Source organism: Pseudomonas sp. AN-B15, from assembly GCF_019056475.1.
GTDB classification, from domain to species: domain Bacteria; phylum Pseudomonadota; class Gammaproteobacteria; order Pseudomonadales; family Pseudomonadaceae; genus Aquipseudomonas; species Aquipseudomonas parakoreensis.
Genome location: NZ_CP049737.1, coordinates 2,885,950 through 2,903,640 on the forward strand (window position 1 = coordinate 2,885,950; position 17,691 = coordinate 2,903,640).

At 58.8% G+C, this 17,691-nt stretch carries 17 protein-coding genes; 9 read left to right on the forward strand and 8 right to left on the reverse strand.

What is annotated here, in order from left to right; translation table 11 throughout:
- Positions 1–126 precede the first annotated feature (126 nt).
- Positions 127–624 carry a GNAT family N-acetyltransferase gene (locus tag GTQ41_RS12965; RefSeq protein WP_047294677.1) on the forward strand — a complete coding sequence of 166 codons (498 nt, stop codon included), beginning with the start codon at positions 127–129 and terminating at the stop codon, positions 622–624.
- A gap of 84 nt (positions 625–708) precedes the next feature.
- On the opposite strand, the gene GTQ41_RS12970 is transcribed toward GTQ41_RS12965, so the two are convergent.
- Both GTQ41_RS12970 and GTQ41_RS12975 read right to left on the reverse strand, forming a co-directional pair.
- Entirely contained in the window at positions 709–918 is a 210-nt protein-coding gene (locus tag GTQ41_RS12970; protein WP_047294239.1) for a hypothetical protein, read from the reverse strand.
- 204 nt (positions 919–1,122) lie between these two features.
- The gene (locus GTQ41_RS12975; RefSeq protein ID WP_047294241.1) at positions 1,123–3,369 is read right to left on the reverse strand and encodes a TonB-dependent siderophore receptor; all 2,247 of its coding nucleotides are present in this window, start codon (positions 3,367–3,369) and stop codon (positions 1,123–1,125) included.
- Here GTQ41_RS12975 and GTQ41_RS12980 point away from each other — a divergent pair.
- The gene (locus tag GTQ41_RS12980) at positions 3,356–3,583 is read left to right on the forward strand and encodes a hypothetical protein (RefSeq protein WP_047294243.1); all 228 of its coding nucleotides are present in this window, start codon (positions 3,356–3,358) and stop codon (positions 3,581–3,583) included. The genes GTQ41_RS12975 and GTQ41_RS12980 overlap by 14 nt on opposite strands.
- Entirely contained in the window at positions 3,567–4,925 is a 1,359-nt protein-coding gene (gene gorA / locus GTQ41_RS12985) for a glutathione-disulfide reductase (RefSeq protein WP_047294245.1), read from the forward strand. The genes GTQ41_RS12980 and gorA overlap by 17 nt, the downstream gene beginning before the upstream one ends.
- Here the strand turns inward: gorA and GTQ41_RS12990 are convergent.
- Positions 4,922–5,938 carry a DNA-binding protein gene (locus GTQ41_RS12990; protein WP_047294247.1) on the reverse strand — a complete coding sequence of 339 codons (1,017 nt, stop codon included), beginning with the start codon at positions 5,936–5,938 and terminating at the stop codon, positions 4,922–4,924. The genes gorA and GTQ41_RS12990 overlap by 4 nt on opposite strands.
- A gap of 177 nt (positions 5,939–6,115) precedes the next feature.
- On the opposite strand from GTQ41_RS12990, the gene GTQ41_RS12995 reads away from it, so the two are divergent.
- From GTQ41_RS12995 to ahpF, 3 genes are all read left to right on the forward strand, one after another.
- Positions 6,116–7,054, forward strand: coding sequence for a site-specific integrase (locus GTQ41_RS12995; RefSeq protein ID WP_047294250.1), 939 nt, complete (start codon positions 6,116–6,118; stop codon positions 7,052–7,054).
- A 136-nt stretch (positions 7,055–7,190) separates the two neighbouring features.
- Positions 7,191–7,754 carry an alkyl hydroperoxide reductase subunit C gene (gene ahpC, locus GTQ41_RS13000; protein WP_003224621.1) on the forward strand — a complete coding sequence of 188 codons (564 nt, stop codon included), beginning with the start codon at positions 7,191–7,193 and terminating at the stop codon, positions 7,752–7,754.
- 132 nt (positions 7,755–7,886) lie between these two features.
- Positions 7,887–9,449, forward strand: a complete 1,563-nt coding sequence (ahpF, locus tag GTQ41_RS13005; protein WP_217325332.1) for an alkyl hydroperoxide reductase subunit F — start codon at positions 7,887–7,889, stop codon at positions 9,447–9,449.
- A 126-nt stretch (positions 9,450–9,575) separates the two neighbouring features.
- On the opposite strand, the gene gloA is transcribed toward ahpF, so the two are convergent.
- Entirely contained in the window at positions 9,576–10,097 is a 522-nt protein-coding gene (gene gloA / locus GTQ41_RS13010) for a lactoylglutathione lyase (protein ID WP_047294255.1), read from the reverse strand.
- A 139-nt stretch (positions 10,098–10,236) separates the two neighbouring features.
- Here gloA and GTQ41_RS13015 point away from each other — a divergent pair, with 139 nt between their 5' ends.
- Positions 10,237–10,755, forward strand: coding sequence for a DUF4946 domain-containing protein (locus GTQ41_RS13015; protein WP_047294680.1), 519 nt, complete (start codon positions 10,237–10,239; stop codon positions 10,753–10,755).
- Positions 10,756–10,970: 215 nt separating this feature from the next.
- On the opposite strand, the gene GTQ41_RS13020 is transcribed toward GTQ41_RS13015, so the two are convergent.
- From GTQ41_RS13020 to GTQ41_RS13030, 3 genes are all read right to left on the reverse strand, one after another.
- Positions 10,971–11,336, reverse strand: coding sequence for a histone-like nucleoid-structuring protein, MvaT/MvaU family (locus GTQ41_RS13020; RefSeq protein ID WP_003224630.1), 366 nt, complete (start codon positions 11,334–11,336; stop codon positions 10,971–10,973).
- A 234-nt stretch (positions 11,337–11,570) separates the two neighbouring features.
- Entirely contained in the window at positions 11,571–13,106 is a 1,536-nt protein-coding gene (locus GTQ41_RS13025) for an EAL domain-containing protein (protein ID WP_047294257.1), read from the reverse strand.
- A gap of 115 nt (positions 13,107–13,221) precedes the next feature.
- On the reverse strand, positions 13,222–14,094 hold the full coding sequence (locus GTQ41_RS13030) for a LysR family transcriptional regulator (RefSeq protein ID WP_047294259.1): 873 nt from the start codon (positions 14,092–14,094) through the stop codon (positions 13,222–13,224).
- A gap of 78 nt (positions 14,095–14,172) precedes the next feature.
- On the opposite strand from GTQ41_RS13030, the gene GTQ41_RS13035 reads away from it, so the two are divergent.
- A complete protein-coding gene (locus tag GTQ41_RS13035) occupies positions 14,173–15,120 on the forward strand; it encodes a DMT family transporter (RefSeq protein ID WP_047294260.1) in 948 nt (315 codons plus the stop codon).
- Between the two features lie 245 nt (positions 15,121–15,365).
- Positions 15,366–16,442, forward strand: coding sequence for a 4-hydroxyphenylpyruvate dioxygenase (gene hppD / locus GTQ41_RS13040; RefSeq protein WP_047294263.1), 1,077 nt, complete (start codon positions 15,366–15,368; stop codon positions 16,440–16,442).
- A 119-nt stretch (positions 16,443–16,561) separates the two neighbouring features.
- Here the strand turns inward: hppD and rarD are convergent, their stop codons facing one another.
- On the reverse strand, positions 16,562–17,443 hold the full coding sequence (gene rarD, locus GTQ41_RS13045; protein WP_047294266.1) for an EamA family transporter RarD: 882 nt from the start codon (positions 17,441–17,443) through the stop codon (positions 16,562–16,564).
- Positions 17,444–17,691: the final 248 nt, after the last annotated feature.

The following is a 17,691-nucleotide window of genomic DNA, read 5'->3' on the forward strand; positions in this document are numbered from 1 at the left end:
GCGGCAGCTCCTGCAGGCGTTTGCTATCAGCGTTCCTCGGGTTGTGGCCCACGGCAGCCTCGCGTTAAGGTCGAGCAGCCTTTCAGGTGCGCACCTTGCGTGCCGGGGCTTTGATCGGGGATGGAAATGGATTCCGCAGAAATACTTGTGCTGCAAGCCAGCTACACCAATCCGCTGCACGCCGAAGCTATCGGCATTGTGCTCAATCACTACGCAGAAGATCCGATGGGCGGCGGTCAGCCGATTGCCGCCGAGCTGCTGCGTCGTCTGCCTGAAGAGCTCGCCCGCCGGCCCCACGCGTTCAGCGTGCTGGCGTTTGTCGGTGGTGAGCCGGCAGGGCTGGTGAACTGCTTTGAAGGGTTCTCGACGTTTGCCTGCAAACCGCTGGTCAATGTTCATGACGTGGCGGTGATTTCGAAATTTCGCGGCCTCGGGCTGAGCCAGAAAATGCTGCGCAAGGTGGAGGAGATTTCCCGCCAGCGCGGCTGCTGCAAGATCACCCTGGAAGTGCTCGAAGGCAATGCGGTGGCGCAGAACGCCTATCAAAAGTTCGGCTTCGCCCCTGGCATGTTCGACCCGGAACATGGCCGCATGCTGTTCTGGATCAAGGATCTGCAGGCATAAAAAAAGGCGCCCCACACAGGGCGCCCAACTGTCGTCTCCGAGGCCAGAGCGGAGCCATCGGAGGTCCATCGGTTGCTCGTTGAATCAGTTGCGATAAGACTCGGTGACTTGCGCGGTCTGATCGTCCGGAACCTGCAGTTCCGCTGCTTTGCTGTCGGTCGGTTGTTCGCTTGGCGCGGGGTGGACCGGGAAGTTGTCGTAGTAATGCCGCATGCGTTCGGCGCCGCCCTCGGCAAAGGCGCTGGCAGAACCGAGGGCGAGTAGCCCGGCAAGAATGACGGTGGTGGTTTTCATGGTGCCTCCTACTGAAAAACGTGGGAGCCGTTCGTCCATGAAGCAGATCTCGGGGCACAGTGTCCCGGCGCGGCATTAACTCGGGGTTAACAGCGGTGGTGAGGGATTGGGTGACGCATTGCGTGCCACCTCGAGCGTGGGGTCGCTACGCGACCCATCGGGGATGAATCCCCTCGCCACAGGGGTTTTATTGAGCCTGTTCGCTCAGAGCTTCCAGTCCAGGCTCAGCGTCACCGTGCGCGGGTCGCCCCAGTACACGCCGTTGTAGAAACCGACGTTGTCGTAATACTTCTTGTCGAACAGGTTATCGACGTTCAGCGAAGCCGACAGGTGCTTGTCGAATTCATAACGTGACATCAGCTTGACCACGCTGTAGGCCTGCTGAGTGATCCGCGCCGGTTCGGTGATGATCCGGCCGTTGGCGCCGCGCCCGACCGGGCGGTTGGCTGCGCCATAGACGTCGCTCTGCCAGTTCACCGCGCCACCAACAGTCAGTGCGTGCCAGTTGCCCGGCAAGCGATAGGCCGTGGACAGCCGCAGCATGTTCAGCGGTTGAGCGGTGTTGCTGCGCTGTTTTTCACCGTCGACGGAATGGGTGTAGGTGTAGCCGGCGGTCATGTTCCAGCCATTGAGGATTTCGCCGGACACCTCGGCCTCGAAGCCATTGACCTTGTTGCCCTTGCCGCCGGACTTGAAAAACTCCTCGCCACTCACCGGGTCTGGGGGCACCGAGTTGTCGCGCTCGGCGACGTTGTCCTGTTTGCTCCAGAACACTGCCGTCGCCAGGTTCAGGCGTTCGTCGAGCAGGCTGCCCTTGAGCCCGACTTCGTAGTTGCTGCCAACCACGGGGTCGAGGTAATTGCGGTTGCTGTCGCGTTTACTCTGCGGTTTGAAAATGTCGGTGTAGCTGACGTAAGCCGTGTACTCCGGCGTCAGGTCATAAAGCAGGCCGGCGTAGGGCGTCCAGATATCGTTCTGACGCTGATGGGTGGCATCGGTGCTGGTCAGTTTTTGCTGCGCGTCATAGTAGTAATCGGTGCTGGATTCGTCCCAGCTGCCATAGCGGCTGCCGATGACGGCATGCAGCTCATCGGTCAGGCTCAGGCGGGTCGCGAGGTAACCGGCCTTTTGCCGAGTGATGCCGCGCGCGCCCGGCAGGCCGGTAACGGTGTCGGCGAACTTGCCGATGTCACCCATGTATTTCCAGTCGCGGATCTTGCCGTAGTCCGCGGCTTGGGGGCTGTTGAAGGCGTAGGGCGAAGTCGAGCGGTTTTCCGCCTCGCCGTAGCCGAACATCATCTCGTGTTCGCGGCCGAACAATTGGTACGGCCCCGACAGGTTGAAGTCGTACACGCTCATTTTCTGCGTGCCAAGCATGTGCCCCATGTAGGCCGTCATGCCGCTGCGGTCGGCCTCGGGGAATCCGCTGCCGCCGTAATAAACCTTGCCGTCGGTATCACTCTCGCGGTGGGTGTAGGCCGCTTTCAGCTTCCAGCCATCACCCAATTGCTGGTCCAGGGTGACGAATGCGGTCTTGTCCTTCAGCGGCCAGGAACTCCAGGAGGTCGCCATGTTCGTCGACCGGCCAAGGCCCGCCTTGCTGCCGTCGGCGTTCCAGTACGGCACGGTGCCCCAGGAGGTGCCTTGTACCTGCTTGTCCTGATAGTCGTAACCGACGGCTAGCACCGTGGAATCGGTCAGATCAGCTTCGAGAATGCCGTAGCCGACCTCGCGTTGCAGCGCGTATTTGTCACGGAACGACTGGCTGTCACGATAGGCCAGCACCGTGCGCCCGCGCAGCCGGCCGTCGAAAGCCAGCGGCCCACCGACATCGACATAGCTGTAGTAATTGTCGTAGCTGCCGCCGCTGACACCGGCCAGTGTCTGCCACTGGGCAGTCGGGCGTTTGCGCACCATGTTGATGGTGGCGGAGGGATCACCGGCGCCGGTGGTGAGGCCGGTCGCGCCGCGGACCACTTCGATGCGGTCGTAGATGATGGTGTCCGAATCCGACTTCATGCGCCCGAAGGTGTTGAGCATGCCGTCGATCTGGAAATTGTTGATCGGGTAACCCCGCGCCGAATAGCTGACTCGGTCCGAGTCGTTGTGTTGCACGACAATACCGGTGGTCTGACGCATGGCTTCGGACAATGTACCGAGCTTGAAATCATCCATCTGCTGGCGCGTGACCACGGACACCGATTGCGGGGTTTCCTTGATCGACAGGTTCAGCCGCGTTGCGGTGCTCATCGCGCCGGTGGTGTAGGAATGAGTGTTTTCGGTATTGAGGCCGAGGCCTTCAGCGCTGACGCTGGTGGCGTCCAGTTCCAGCGCCTGGGTGGCGGATTGTGGCGCTGTTTCAGGGTCGGTTTCAGCCAGCAGATCGGGACTCAACGCCATGCTGAACAAGCCGACAGTCAAGGTCATGGAACGGGTAATGGGCGCGAACATCGCAGCCGACTCCTTGTCTTCGAGGGAAAAAATCCGTTGGTTCAAAGACGAGGTGCAGCCCGACGATTTAGTATCAAACAAGAAATATTATTATTTGGAGAAGTTTCCCGACTTCGCCGAGGCGGGCGAAAAGCTGCGCACGGCGCTTGCCCAATGGACGGTGGCGGGTATGCTGTTGGCCTGCCGAGGAGATAGCAATGGCCTACGATTTTGACCTTTATGTGATTGGTGCCGGTTCCGGCGGTGTACGTGCAGCGCGCTTCGCGGCCGGTTTCGGCGCGAAAGTGGCGGTGGCCGAGAGTCGTTATCTGGGCGGTACCTGCGTCAACGTCGGCTGCGTGCCGAAGAAACTGCTGGTGTACGGCGCGCATTTCGCCGAAGACTTCGAGCAGTCGTCCGGTTTCGGCTGGAGTCTGGGTGAAGCCAGTTTCGACTGGGCGACCCTGATCGCCAACAAGGACCGCGAAATCAATCGCCTCAACGGCATTTATCGCAACCTGCTGGTCAACAGCGGCGTCACCCTGCACGAAGCCCACGCGAAGATCGTCGGCCCGCATGAGGTCGAGGTCAACGGTGAGCGCTTCACCGCGAAAAACATCCTGATCGCTACGGGTGGCTGGCCGCAGATTCCGGAGATTCCGGGGCACGAACACGCGATCAGCTCCAATCAAGCGTTCTTCCTCAAAGAACTGCCGAAACGTGTATTGGTGGTCGGTGGTGGTTACATCGCGGTCGAGTTCGCCGGGATTTTCCACGGCCTGGGCGCCAACACCACGCTGTTGTATCGCGGCGATCTGTTCCTGCGTGGTTTCGATGGCTCGGTGCGCAAGCATTTGCAGGAAGAGCTGACCAAGCGCGGTATGGATCTGCAGTTCAACGCCGACATCGCGCGCATCGACAAACAGCCAGACGGCAGCCTCAAGGCGACCCTCAAGGATGGCCGCGTACTGGAAGCCGACTGCGTGTTCTACGCCACGGGTCGCCGTCCGATGCTGGACAATCTGGGTCTGGAAAACACCGATGTGCAGCTCACCGACAAGGGCTTCATCAAGGTCGACGAGCAATACCAGACCAGCGAACCGTCGATTCTGGCGTTGGGTGATGTCATCGGCCGGGTGCAACTGACGCCGGTGGCACTGGCCGAAGGCATGGCGGTGGCGCGGCGCTTGTTCAAGCCGGAGCAATACCGCCCGGTGGATTACAAGATGATCCCGACGGCGGTGTTCAGCCTGCCGAACATCGGCACTGTCGGTTTGACCGAAGAAGAGGCGCGGGAAGCGGGCCACGAAGTGGTGATTTTCGAGAGCCGCTTCCGCCCGATGAAGCTGACGCTGACCGAATGTCAGGAGAAAACCCTGATGAAACTGGTGGTCGACGGCAAGACCGACAAAGTGCTCGGCTGCCATATGGTCGGCCCGGACGCGGGTGAGATCGTGCAAGGTCTGGCAATTGCTCTGAAGGCTGGCGCGACCAAGCGTGACTTCGACGACACAATCGGGGTACACCCGACGGCCGCCGAAGAGTTCGTCACCCTGCGTACGCCGGTCGGCGCTTAAGCATCCTTCGCTTTGCCTGTGTCTGGCGCTGCTGCAACGGTAGCCGCCAGACGCAAGCTGTCTTCCAGACTCGCTTGAGTCTTGGTCAATTCCTTCTCCAGTGACTGATTGAGCTGCCGCTGTTCGTCGGCATCCTGTTTCAGCGTCTGACTCTCCAGCAGGGCCACGCGCAGGCGTTCCTGGAGGAGGGTGCGTTCGTTGTCGACGCGAGTGGCTTGCTCCAGCAACTGATCCTGACGCTGGTTGCTGTGCTTGAGCTGATCCTGCATCAGGCTCAGTTCGCGCTGGGTACCACGGTTTTCCGTGAGCAGACGTTCGTTGTCGCGATGCAACTGAGTGATCTCGTCCTGACGCACCAGTGCACTTTGTTGCGCCTGGCGCAATTCCATCTGCAACTGTTGCAGCTGTCCCTCGTGACGGGCCTGTTCCTGCTCGCGCTGCTCTTTGGTGGCGTTGCGGTAATGCTCAAGCGCATCGCGGGCGTGCAGATGTTTTTCTTCCAGCGAGCGGATCTGCTCGTCCTTGTCCTGCAGGCGCAACTCGAAATCGGCCAGCGCCTGATTGAGTCCCGCGTTGCGGGTTTGCTCGGTCTGCAGCATCGAACGGGTTTCTTTCAGCGCCTCGGATTCCTTGGCCAGCGCCGCGCCTTGGATGTCGTGCTGTTGCTCCAGTTGTTCGAGTGCCTGGCGTACTTGCTTGAGTTCCGCTTCCAGCGTTTCACGCTGCTCTTCGAACTGCTCGCGCGCTTGTTCAATGGGCTCTTGTGCTTGTTCTTTCAGGCGCTGGGCGAGGCGCGAGACCAGCGCCGTCAGCTCATCGTTGATCGGTTCTGCGGACGCTTCGACCGGTTGGCTGCCGTCATCGAGCTCTTTCAGATAGCGATGGATCGTGGTTTTCGAGCCGGTGTTGCCCAGCTCAATGCGTACCGCATCGATGCTGGGGTGTTCGCCTCGGGCCAGAATCGCTGTGCGCGCGATCTGAACCACTGCTTTATTTACGCCGCCACGGGCCATGTGAACTCCTACCGTTTCGTACTGTGGTACATGCCACCAAAGTACGCAGTGTACCACGCTGGAAATAAAGTTAAATGTTTGATTAATAACAGACGGGATATACTGGTATTACCCAATGTCAGGTGATTAAATTGCTTTTTTGCGCCCTGAATCAGTACGCCAGCGAGAACACTGTCCATGAGCGAGATTGATCGCTATCTGCAAGCCGCCACTCGTGACAACACCCGCCGCAGCTATCGTTCGGCGATTGAACACTTTGAAGTCAAGTGGGGTGGATTCCTGCCGGCGACGGCCGATAGCGTTGCGCGTTATCTGGTCGAGCATGCCGGCGTGCTGTCGATCAATACGCTGAAGCTGCGTTTGTCGGCGCTGGCGCAGTGGCACAACAGTCAGGGTTTTGCCGACCCAACCAAGGCGCCAGTGGTGCGCAAGGTCTTCAAAGGCATTCGCGCACTGCATCCGACGCAGGAAAAACAGGCCGAGCCGCTGCAATTGCACGATCTGCAGCAAGTGGTCGACTGGCTTGAACAGGAAGTCCGCAGTGCGCGGCAGCAGCAAGATCGCCCGCAGTTGCTCAAGGCCTGTCGCGACCGGGCGCTGATCCTGCTGGGTTTCTGGCGCGGCTTTCGCAGTGATGAGCTGTGCCGCTTGCAGATCGAGCATGTGCAAGCGCACGCCGGCAGCGGCATCACCTTGTATCTGCCGCGCAGCAAGGGCGACCGCGAGAACCTCGGGCAGACGTATCAGGCGCCGGCGCTGCTCAAGCTGTGCCCGGTGCAGGCTTATATCGACTGGATCACCGAGGCGGCGCTGGTACGCGGTCCGGTATTTCGCGGCATCGACCGCTGGGGACATCTGAGCGAGGAGGGCTTGCACGCCAACAGTGTCATTCCATTACTGCGTCAGGCGCTGGAACGCGCCGGCATCCCGGCCGAGCGCTACACCAGCCATTCCCTGCGTCGCGGCTTTGCCACCTGGGCGCATCAAAGGGGCTGGGATTTGAAATCCTTGATGAGCTATGTCGGCTGGAAGGATATGAAGTCAGCCATGCGCTATGTTGAAGCGAGCCCCTTTCACGGAATGGCTCGGATTACGGATAAGCCGGCTTCGTCGTAGATATGGTTTTCTTCTATTAATACAGTCAGCTAATAGCGAAAACAAATCAGCAGCATCAGGTTTGCCAATGAGCCATCCGTCAAGTGAGTGGGTAGGATTCACCCATCGAATTCACAACCCTGACGGAGAGTCATCAATGCCTATCATCAACAGCCAAGTAAAACCGTTCAAAGCTACCGCGTTCAAAAACGGCGACTTCGTACAAGTCTCGGACGCTGACCTGAAAGGCAAATGGTCCGTAGTGTTCTTCTACCCAGCCGACTTCACTTTCGTTTGCCCAACCGAGCTGGAAGACCTGGCCGACAACTACGCTGCGTTCCAGAAACTGGGCGTGGAAATCTACAGCGTTTCGACCGACACCCACTTTGCCCACGCTGCCTGGCACAACACTTCGCCAGCCATCGGCAAAATCGAATACACCATGATCGGCGACCCGACCCACGTCATCTCCCGCAACTTCGACGTGCTGATCGAAGAAGCTGGTCTGGCTGACCGTGGCACCTTCGTGATCAACCCTGAAGGCCAGATCAAAATCGTTGAGCTGAACGATGGCGGCGTTGGCCGTGACGCTTCCGAGCTGCTGCGCAAGATCAAGGCTGCTCAGTACGTTGCTGCTCACCCAGGCGAAGTTTGCCCAGCCAAGTGGAAAGAAGGCGAGGCCACTCTGGCTCCGTCCCTGGACCTGGTCGGCAAGATCTGAGTCTGTGAGACACGCAACACAGGGCGGTACTCCGCACCTACCTCAGTAAGCTGCACCGCCCATTGAAAAAGCCCGGGCGAGATTCGCTCGGGCTTTTTTTCGCCTTGAATAAAGACACAGGAGATCGCCCGTATGTTGGACGCCAATCTTAAAGCCCAGTTGAAATCGTACCTGGAACGGGTCACCCAGCCGATCGAGATCGTTGCTTCCCTCGACGACGGTGCGAAATCCCGGGAAATGCTTGACCTGCTCAAAGACGTTGCCAGTCTTTCGAGCCAGATTACCCTGATCGACAGCGGCACCGATGCGCGCAAGCCGTCGTTTTCGATCAATCGCCCAGGTGCCGACATCAGTCTGCGTTTCGCCGGCATTCCGATGGGCCACGAATTCACATCGCTGGTGCTGGCCCTGTTGCAAGTCGGCGGCCACCCATCGAAAGCCAGTGCTGAAGTCATCGAACAGATCCGCTCGCTCAAGGGCGAGTTCAGCTTCGAAACTTACTTCTCGCTGTCGTGCCAGAACTGCCCGGACGTGGTCCAGGCGTTGAACCTGATGGCCGTGCTGAACCCGAACATCCGTCACGTCGCCATCGATGGCGCGTTGTTTCAGGACGAAGTCAACGATCGCAAGATCATGGCTGTGCCGAGCATCTACCTCAACGGTGAAAACTTCGGTCAGGGCCGCATGGGCCTGGAAGAAATTCTCGCCAAACTCGACACCGGCGCCATCGAGCGTCAGGCCGAGAAGATCAGCGCCAAGCAAGCCTTTGATGTGCTTGTAGTTGGCGGTGGCCCGGCCGGTGCTTCGGCTGCTATCTATGCCGCCCGTAAAGGCATCCGCACCGGTGTGGCGGCCGAGCGTTTCGGCGGTCAGGTGCTGGACACCATGGCCATCGAGAACTTCATCTCCGTGCAGGAAACCGAAGGCCCGAAACTGGCCACGGCGCTGGAAGAACACGTCAAACAGTACGACGTCGACATCATGAACCTGCAACGCGCCGACAAGCTGATTCCCGGCAAGAACGGCGAGCTGCACGAAGTCCACTTCGCCAGTGGCGCGACCTTGAAAGCCAAGAGCGTGATCCTGGCGACCGGCGCACGCTGGCGTGAAATGAACGTGCCGGGCGAACAGGAATACCGCAACAAGGGTGTGGCGTACTGCCCGCACTGCGACGGCCCGCTGTTCAAAGGCAAGCGTGTGGCGGTGATCGGCGGCGGTAACTCCGGCGTCGAAGCGTCCATCGACCTGGCCGGTATCGTTTCCCATGTGACGTTGCTGGAATTCGACGTGCAACTGCGTGCCGACGCGGTGCTGCAACGCAAACTGCACAGTCTGCCAAACGTCACCGTGATCACCAGTGCGCAAACCACGGAAGTCACCGGCAATGGCGAGAAGGTCAACGGCCTGCGTTACAAGGATCGCAAGTCTGACGAACTGCGCAACGTCGAGCTGGAAGGGATCTTCGTACAGATCGGTCTGCTGCCGAACACTGACTGGCTCAAAGGCACCATCGAGCTGTCGCCACGCGGCGAGATCATCGTCGACAACCGTGGCGAGACGTCGATCCCGGGGATCTTCGCGGCGGGTGACGTGACCACCGTGCCGTACAAGCAGATCGTGATTGCAGTGGGCGAGGGCGCCAAGGCTTCCCTCAGCGCGTTCGATCACTTGATCCGTACTTCGGCGCCGGCATAAGCATCAGTCGCTGAAACGCAAAAACCCATGAGCGATCATGGGTTTTTTTATGGCTGAAGCAAAAGATCGCAGCCTGCGGCAGCTCCTGCAAGGAATGTGTAGGAGCTGGCGAAGCCTGCGATCTGTTTACAGCGGTGCAGGCTGGATGATTTCTACCCAGTAGCCATCCGGGTCCTTGATGAACGCCAGGCTTTTCATGCGGCCATCGGTCAGGCGCTTCTGGAAATCACAGCCCAGCTCTTCAAAACGCGCGCAAGCCGCGACGATGTCCGGCACCGAGATGCAGATATGACCAAAGCCACGCGGGTCGGTGTTGCCGTTGTGATAGGCGAAGTCGGCGTCGTTTTCGGTGCCGTGGTTGTGAGTCAGTTCGAGGATGCCGGGAATCGACTTCATCCACTCGGTGCGGGCCGCGGGGTCGGCCGGGATCTGCGCCTTGTCGACCAGCGCGAGGAAGTACAGGCTGAACTCGGCTTCCGGGAAATCACGTTTTTCAACCAGCGAGAAGCCCAGGACGCGGGTGTAGAAGTCCAGGGACTTGGTGATGTCCTTGACACGCAGCATGGTGTGGTTGAAGACGAAGTTGCGGGTTGCGCTGTCTGGCGTGGCAGTAACGCCGGGGAAAGTGTTCAGTTCGTGCAGGCTCATAGGCCCTCCGTAACAATGGGGCGAGTGAATGGGCGCAATGATACGCATGCGGGGCGGCATCGCCAAACCGAATGCGCGGCTTGCTCTGTGGGCGACCGGGCCTCAGACTTTGCTGCTCAATCTACGAGTGCCTCTGGTAATGATCCGACCGTTCAACGTGCTATTCGTTTGCCTTTTCTCGTCGCTGCTGGCTGCCCCCGCATGGGCCGATCAGCCGAGCATCACCTGGCCTGCGGGGTGGGAAATCCAGGCATTGCCCGACACGCCGCCGCAGGTGTCGCGCCAGCGTGCGGTGAAAAACGACGCCGATGGCAATCAGGTCATGGTGATGGAGTTGACCATGACTCAGGTTGAAGCTGGCCATCAGGTCAATGTGCAGGGCGTGCTGCTGGAGATGCGCAAGTCGATTCAGAAAGACTTTTTCCAGGGCGGTTATCAGAGTGTTTGCAATAAGGTGCACCCGGCGAAACTCGGCGCCTTGGACGCACTGGAAACCACCTGTACGATCACTGAAAATGGCCGACATGTGTTGTCGCAAACATTGGTTGCGGCGGTCGGGGCGGATAAGGCGTATGTACTTTCTTACGCGGGTCAGGCTGAGATTTATAAGGCCAGCGCTGACGAAATAGTCGCCGTGAGAAACAGCTTGAAACTTTAAGCCTCTGTTTCACCTCGGCCAGGTTAGATACCTCGAAGGCATTAAGCACAAAGTTTAGCAGCGATGACCGTCGCAACATCCGGCAAGAGTTTTTAGCCTCACGTCTTGTGGGTGTTAAAGCGGATTGATAACTAGCGCGGGGGAAATCGTTGCTTTTGTTAGATATTGTCAAAAAAAAGCCCTGCATACAGCAGGGCTTGTTTGTTGGCGCAAAATTAACCGCGCAACCAGGAATCAACGGTGGCTGCACCGTATTGTTCCTTCCAGGCTTTCAAGCCACGGTGGTTGCCGCCCTTGGTTTCGATCAGTTCACCGGTGTGCGGGTTCTGATAAACCTTGACCACGCGAGCGCGGCGGGTTTTTGGTGCGGCGGACACTTGCAAGCCGGACTTGGACGGGTTCGGATCGAGGATGGCGATGATGTCTTTCAGGCCTTTGCCGTAGGTTTTCATCAGCCCCTGGAGCTTTTCTTCGAATTCGATTTCTTTCTTGAGCCCGGCATCGTTCTTCAGCGATTCCAGCTGCTTGAGCTGTTCCTGAAGGGCCTTTTCAGCTGCACGAAATTCAGCGAGTCTGGACAATATCTTTACTCCAATAGTGTGTTTGGCTGATACCAACCGCAAACAAAGCTATAAGCCAAGAGCCTTGAAGCGACTCGGTGATAATGGCTCACCTGTCAATCTTGCACAGGCTGAAAAAATTGTAGTAGTTAATGCGCCAAGAGTAAATCCTGATCTTGTCGTCATGTAACAACAGTGGTGTTTTGTATCAATTTGGTGCGTCGCGTCGAAGCGTCGGGCTTAATTTATTTTTAGTTAACGATCACTTAATGCAGCGATGAAGTCAGCGCCGGGCATGGGTTTTCCGAACAGATAGCCTTGCAGGAAGTTGACGTGGTGTGCGGTCAGGTAGTCAGCCTGTGCCGGAGTCTCTACACCTTCGGCAACAATACCCAGATCAAGCTTGGCCGAGAGTTCGATAATCGTGTCCAGAATATGCCGCGACAGCGCATCAATACCGATCATCGCGACAAAACTCTGGTCGATCTTGAGAAAGTCGACATTGAATTTTCGCAGGTAGCCCAGGCTTGAATGCCCGGTGCCGAAGTCGTCGATGGCGATCATCACGCCGAGCGTGTGCAACTGCTCGAACAACTGGTGCGTGACGTCGGTCGGCTCGATCAGTTGGCGCTCGGTCAGCTCCAGCACCAGATTGATACTGCCGGGGGCAAACCCGGCAAGAAATTCGCGACAGTCCTCCACTAGCTCCAAGTCCTGGCAGTGACTGGCAGTGATATTGATGCCGATGTGGAAGGGTTGGTCGAAGTCTGCAGAGAGCGGGCCGAGCAAGGCGGCAGTCTGTTGCATCAGCGAACGGGTCATGGGCACGATCAGCCCCGAATGTTCAGCGAACGGGATGAACAGGTCCGGGCGCACCAGGCCTTCCTTGGGGTGTTTCCAGCGCATCAGCACTTCGGTGCCGGACCATTTCCTGCTGTCACCATGCACCACCGGCTGAAAGTAAGGGATGAACTCGCCGGCCTCCAGGGCGCGGAGCATTTCATGACTGGGCGAGGTGGCGCGTCGTTGCAGGACGTGAGCGATCGCGCCCGAGATCACCCCGAAAAAGATCAGCAGGCTGAACAAGGGTGCGTATTCGGCGGCCATGTAGCGCCACGTTTGCCCTTGCGCGAACCCTGCGCTGACACTGAAGGCATAACGTGAAGACATCAACGTACTTTGCGCTATCGGCAGCGGCGGCAGGGCGCCCTGATGCACTTTGCCATCGGCCGACAGCCAGTTGTCGCCGACCAGCAGCACCAACTGCGTCTGCCGGCCGATCAGGCGCAGGATGTTGCTCAAGTGATAGCCATCGAGCGTAGTCAGCGCGCCGCCGCGACCTTCGCTGAGGCGATATACCAGCAGCGCGGTGTCGGGCGTGACCGGGTTGCCATTCATCAACCACAGTTTGCCTTGCGCATAGTCGCCCGGGTTGACGGCTTCCTTGAATTCACCGAACAGCGAGCTGCAATAGAGGTTGTTGTCCCACACCAGATTGGTCGAACGCACGAAAGGCCGGCGGGTTACCTGCTCACGTAAAGCCAGTTTTACGCTTTCGCAGGGCTGGCCAGCCAGGGGCAATAATTCGCTGGCGGCCTGGGCGGTGTTGTCGAGCATCAGCTCGAATTGGCGCAACGCCTCATCGGCGGTATTTTGCGTGCTCTGCTGCAAGGCCCGTTCGGCTTGCATATACAGAATCCCGCCGCCCAGCAGGACGGGCAATACACCGCAGAGCAGGGTCATCAAAATGCGTACGCTACGTTTGCGGCGGGGTCTGACGGTCAAGGGCATAGGCGCATCCTGTTGCGATGAGGTGGAACGCTCGAATGCAGGCCTGGCAACGGCGCACCGGTGAGGAACAGCGGAGTCAGAAGGCATGATAGATGGCCGCTGGCGCTTGTGCCGCTCACGGCTGATTGATCTGCTTGGCGAGTTCGATAAATGCCCGCGTGGCGGGCGAAGCCTGACGCTGATCGAGAACAGCGAGGCCGATCAGACGTTGCACCGCCGGCAACAGCGGCTTCTTCACGTAACACGGCGCTGGATCGTCTGGCAATGAGCCTTCGGCGACGACCGTGACTGCATCGCCCCGGCTGACAACGTCAAGTGTGCTGAGCAATTGCGAGCAGCGGTAGCGAATGTTCGGTTGCAGGCGCGCGGCAGTGAACAGGCGTGAAACCAGTTCCGCTGAACCGGCCTCGGTCAGCACAAACGGGTCGGCACACAAATCCTGAAGGCTCAGCGCCGCGCTGGCGGCCAGTGGATGACCGAGCGGGAGCAGGGCAACCATCTGGTCTTCGACCAGCGCGAAAGTGTCGAAGCGTTCCTCGGGCAACACCACGAAACCGACGTCGATTCGCCGCTCTTCCAGCCACTGCAGCACCTGCCGGTCCGGCCCCTCATCGATGTGCACTTCTATGCCGGGATGGACTTGGCGATAGCGCTGCAGAATTCTCGGCAGCAACTTGATCGACGCCGTCGGGCCGAACGAGCCAATGCGCAGCGTACCGCTTTTCATGCCCCGCGCATCGGCCGCCTCCTGGCGCAGCGTGTTGGCCAGACCGAGCATGGCGCGTGCGCGCTGGAGTACCTGCTCGCCGATATCGGTGAGCTCCACCTGCGACGAGTGACGGCGCAACAACTCGACGCCCAACTCCTGCTCCAGGGATTTCATGGCGTGGGATACCGCTGACTGCGAAATCCCCAGACGGTGGGCAGCGAGGGTGAAGCCGCGCAGTTCGGCGACCAGTGAGAAGATCTCCAGTTGCGTGAGGGTCATGAGTGTTTGCTCATTTTACGATGACAAGGAATGAAGTGAATGATACGCCATCCTTTGGCTTCTCTGGTTTGGAGCGTCATGCGCAACGTGGAGCAAACTCGCAATAACGTTTCTGACCGGTCGGTTTATCTGACGCTGGCTGCCGTGACCATGATGTGGGGCGGGACCTTTGTCGCCGGGCGTTTTCTGGCGGGCAGCCTCAGCCCGCTGTTCGCCGCCAGCCTGCGCTTCCTGCTCGCCAGCGTGGCGTTGCTCGGGTTTGTATGGGTTGCGCGCATCCCGCTGGCACGACCGACGCCTCGGCAATGGCTGCAATTGACGCTGTTGGGGTTCTTCGGGATCTTTTTCTACAATTTGTGTTTCTTTTATGGCTTGCAGTACATCAATGCCTCGCGCGCTTCGTTGATCGTCGCGTTGAATCCGGCCGTGATCGGCCTGGCTTCCTGGCTGTTGTTCAAGGAGCGCCTGGGCCGGGTGAAAGTCGCCGGCATCGCCCTGTGCATTGGCGGCGCGAGTCTGGTGATCGTCAGTCGCAACCCGCAATTGCTCGCCGTGACACCGAATGCCTGGATCGGCGATTTGTTGATTCTCGGTTGCGTAGCGGGCTGGGGTATTTACTCGCTGTGTTCCCGCGAGTTAAATCAGGCACTCGGCCCGCTGCAGACAGTGACATTTTCGGTATTGATCGGCTGCGTGATGCTGTTGGTGCTGGCAACACTGCGTGGCGAGATGAGCGCGGCAGCCTTGCTCAACCTCGACACGCCACAATGGCTGAGCCTGATCTACCTCGGCGTGTTCGGCTCGGCATTGGCATACATCGGCTACTACGACGGCATCCGCAAAATCGGTGCGACCCGTTCCGGCGTGTTCATTGCCCTCAATCCACTGACCGCAGTGCTGCTCGGCGCGCTGTTGCTTGGCGAACAACTCACCTTGACTCTGTGCCTTGGCGGTGCGCTGGTGCTGGCGGGAATTTACCTGTGCAACAAACCCCTTGCACCGATGCGAAAAAGGCGGATTTTATAGAGAGGGCAGACAACCCTATTTACGCTGTGTAGAATCCGGTTACGCATACAATAATAAACGTCTTCTGGCAGCAGAAGCCTCGCCCGCAAGAGCCTTGGGTCGACAATGAAGATATTCGGGTTTCAACTGATCTATGGTGACTTCCTCGCCCGCAGTGTGCGAGGCATCTCCTGCGCACCACCCGCCGGTCTCAGCATTACTGACAACTAACTCTGGTTAATTGATAAGAATGATGAGGCTTCACCATGGCAGATTTATACGAAAACCCAATGGGCCTGATGGGCTTTGAGTTCATCGAGTTCGCATCGCCGACTCCTGGCACCCTGGAGCCGATCTTCGAGATCATGGGCTTCACCAAAGTCGCGACCCACCGTTCCAAGAACGTGCACCTGTATCGCCAGGGCGCGATCAACCTGATCCTCAACAATGAACCGCACAGCGTAGCGTCGTACTTTGCTGCCGAGCATGGGCCGTCGGTCTGCGGCATGGCGTTCCGGGTCAAGGACTCGCAGAAAGCCTACAACCGCGCCCTGGAATTGGGTGCTCAGCCGATTCATATCGAAACCGGGCCGATGGAGCTGAACCTGCCGGCGATCAAAGGCATTGGCGGCGCGCCGCTGTACCTGATCGACCGTTTCGGCGAAGGCAGCTCGATCTATGACATCGATTTCGTGTTCCTGGATGGCGTTGATCGTAACCCGGTCGGTGCCGGCCTGAAGATCATCGATCACCTGACCCACAACGTGTACCGCGGCCGCATGGCCTACTGGGCCAACTTCTACGAGAAGCTGTTCAACTTCCGCGAGATCCGCTATTTCGACATCAAGGGCGAATACACCGGCCTGACCTCGAAAGCGATGACCGCACCGGACGGCATGATCCGCATCCCGCTGAACGAAGAGTCGTCCAAGGGCGCCGGGCAGATCGAAGAGTTCCTGATGCAGTTCAACGGCGAGGGCATCCAGCACGTGGCGTTCCTCACCGATGACCTGGTCAAGACCTGGGATCAGTTGAAGAAAATCGGCATGCGCTTCATGACCGCGCCACCGGACACCTACTACGAAATGCTCGAAGGCCGCCTGCCGAACCACGGCGAGCCGGTGGATCAACTGCAATCGCGTGGCATCCTGCTCGACGGCTCGTCGAACCCGGACGACAAGCGCCTGCTGTTGCAGATCTTCTCGGAAACCCTGATGGGGCCGGTGTTCTTCGAATTCATCCAGCGCAAGGGCGACGATGGCTTCGGCGAGGGCAACTTCAAGGCGCTGTTCGAATCGATCGAGCGTGACCAGGTGCGCCGTGGTGTACTCGCGACCGAGTAAGCCATGAAAAAGCCTGGCTGATGCCAGGCTTTTTAAGATCAAAAGATCGCAGCCTTCGGCAGCTCCTACAGAGAATGTATTCCAATGTAGGAGCTGCCGAAGGCTGCGATCTTTTGCTTTTAAGAGCGGCGTTGCCGCATCAAGTGCTTGAAGCCTTCGAAGACCAGCACCACCACCGCCAGCCAGATCGGGATGTAAGTCAGCCATTCACCGGCCTTGATACTTTCACCGAGCAACAGCGCGACACCGAGCAGCAATACCGGCTCGACATAGCTGAGCAGACCAAACAGGCTGAACGGCAACAAGCGGCTGGCAATGATGTACACCACCAGCGCCGAGGCACTGATCAGGCCGAGCAGCGGAATCAGCCACAACAGGCCTGGGTATTGATCGAACACGGCAAAGCCTTGCTCGCCACCGCGTACAAACCAGTACGCCACCGGCAGCATCAGCGTCATGTCGACCCACAGACCGCCGAGGTTGTCGGTCTTCAAGCGTTTGCGCAGCACGAAGTACAGCGGGTAACCGACCACAACCACCAGGGTCGCCCAGGAAAAACCGCCGACCCGATACAGCTCGTTTGCCACGCCGAGAACGGCAAAGAACACCGCGATTTTCTGCAGGTACGACAGGCTGTCGCCGTAGACGATGCGCCCGGTCAGCACCATCGCCAGCGGCAGCAGGAAATAGCCCAGCGACACGTCAAGGCTATAACCGTTGAGCGGCGCCCACATGAACAGCCACAACTGCACGCCGAGCAACGCTGCCGAAACGCTCAGGCCGCCTATCAGCTTCGGACAGCCGGCCACGCGCCGCAGCAACTCCAGCACTCGCCGCCATTCACCGGAAACCAGCATGAACACGGTCATGCACGGCACGGTCAGCAGCATCCGCCAGCCAAAGATTTCCACGCCGCTCAACGGGGTGAGCAGCGAGGTGTAGTAATACATGACGGCAAACAGCACCGAAGCTGATACCGATAGAGCGATACCTTTAGACAAACTGTCCTCGCGGGTGGGTGATCAAACAGGGCGCGCAGGATACGTGGTTTTTGTGCTGAATATTGGCCGAGTGCTCAATATTTCCCACATTCTGAAGATAAGCACAAAACCTGTGGGAGCGAGCCTGCTCGCGAAAGCGGTGTGCCAGACAACGCAGATGTTGAATGTGCCGGCCTCTTCGCGAGCAGGCTCGCTCCCACAATGGATTTGTGTTGCCCTCGTAATCTGCTGACGCCGCTGATGCCCGG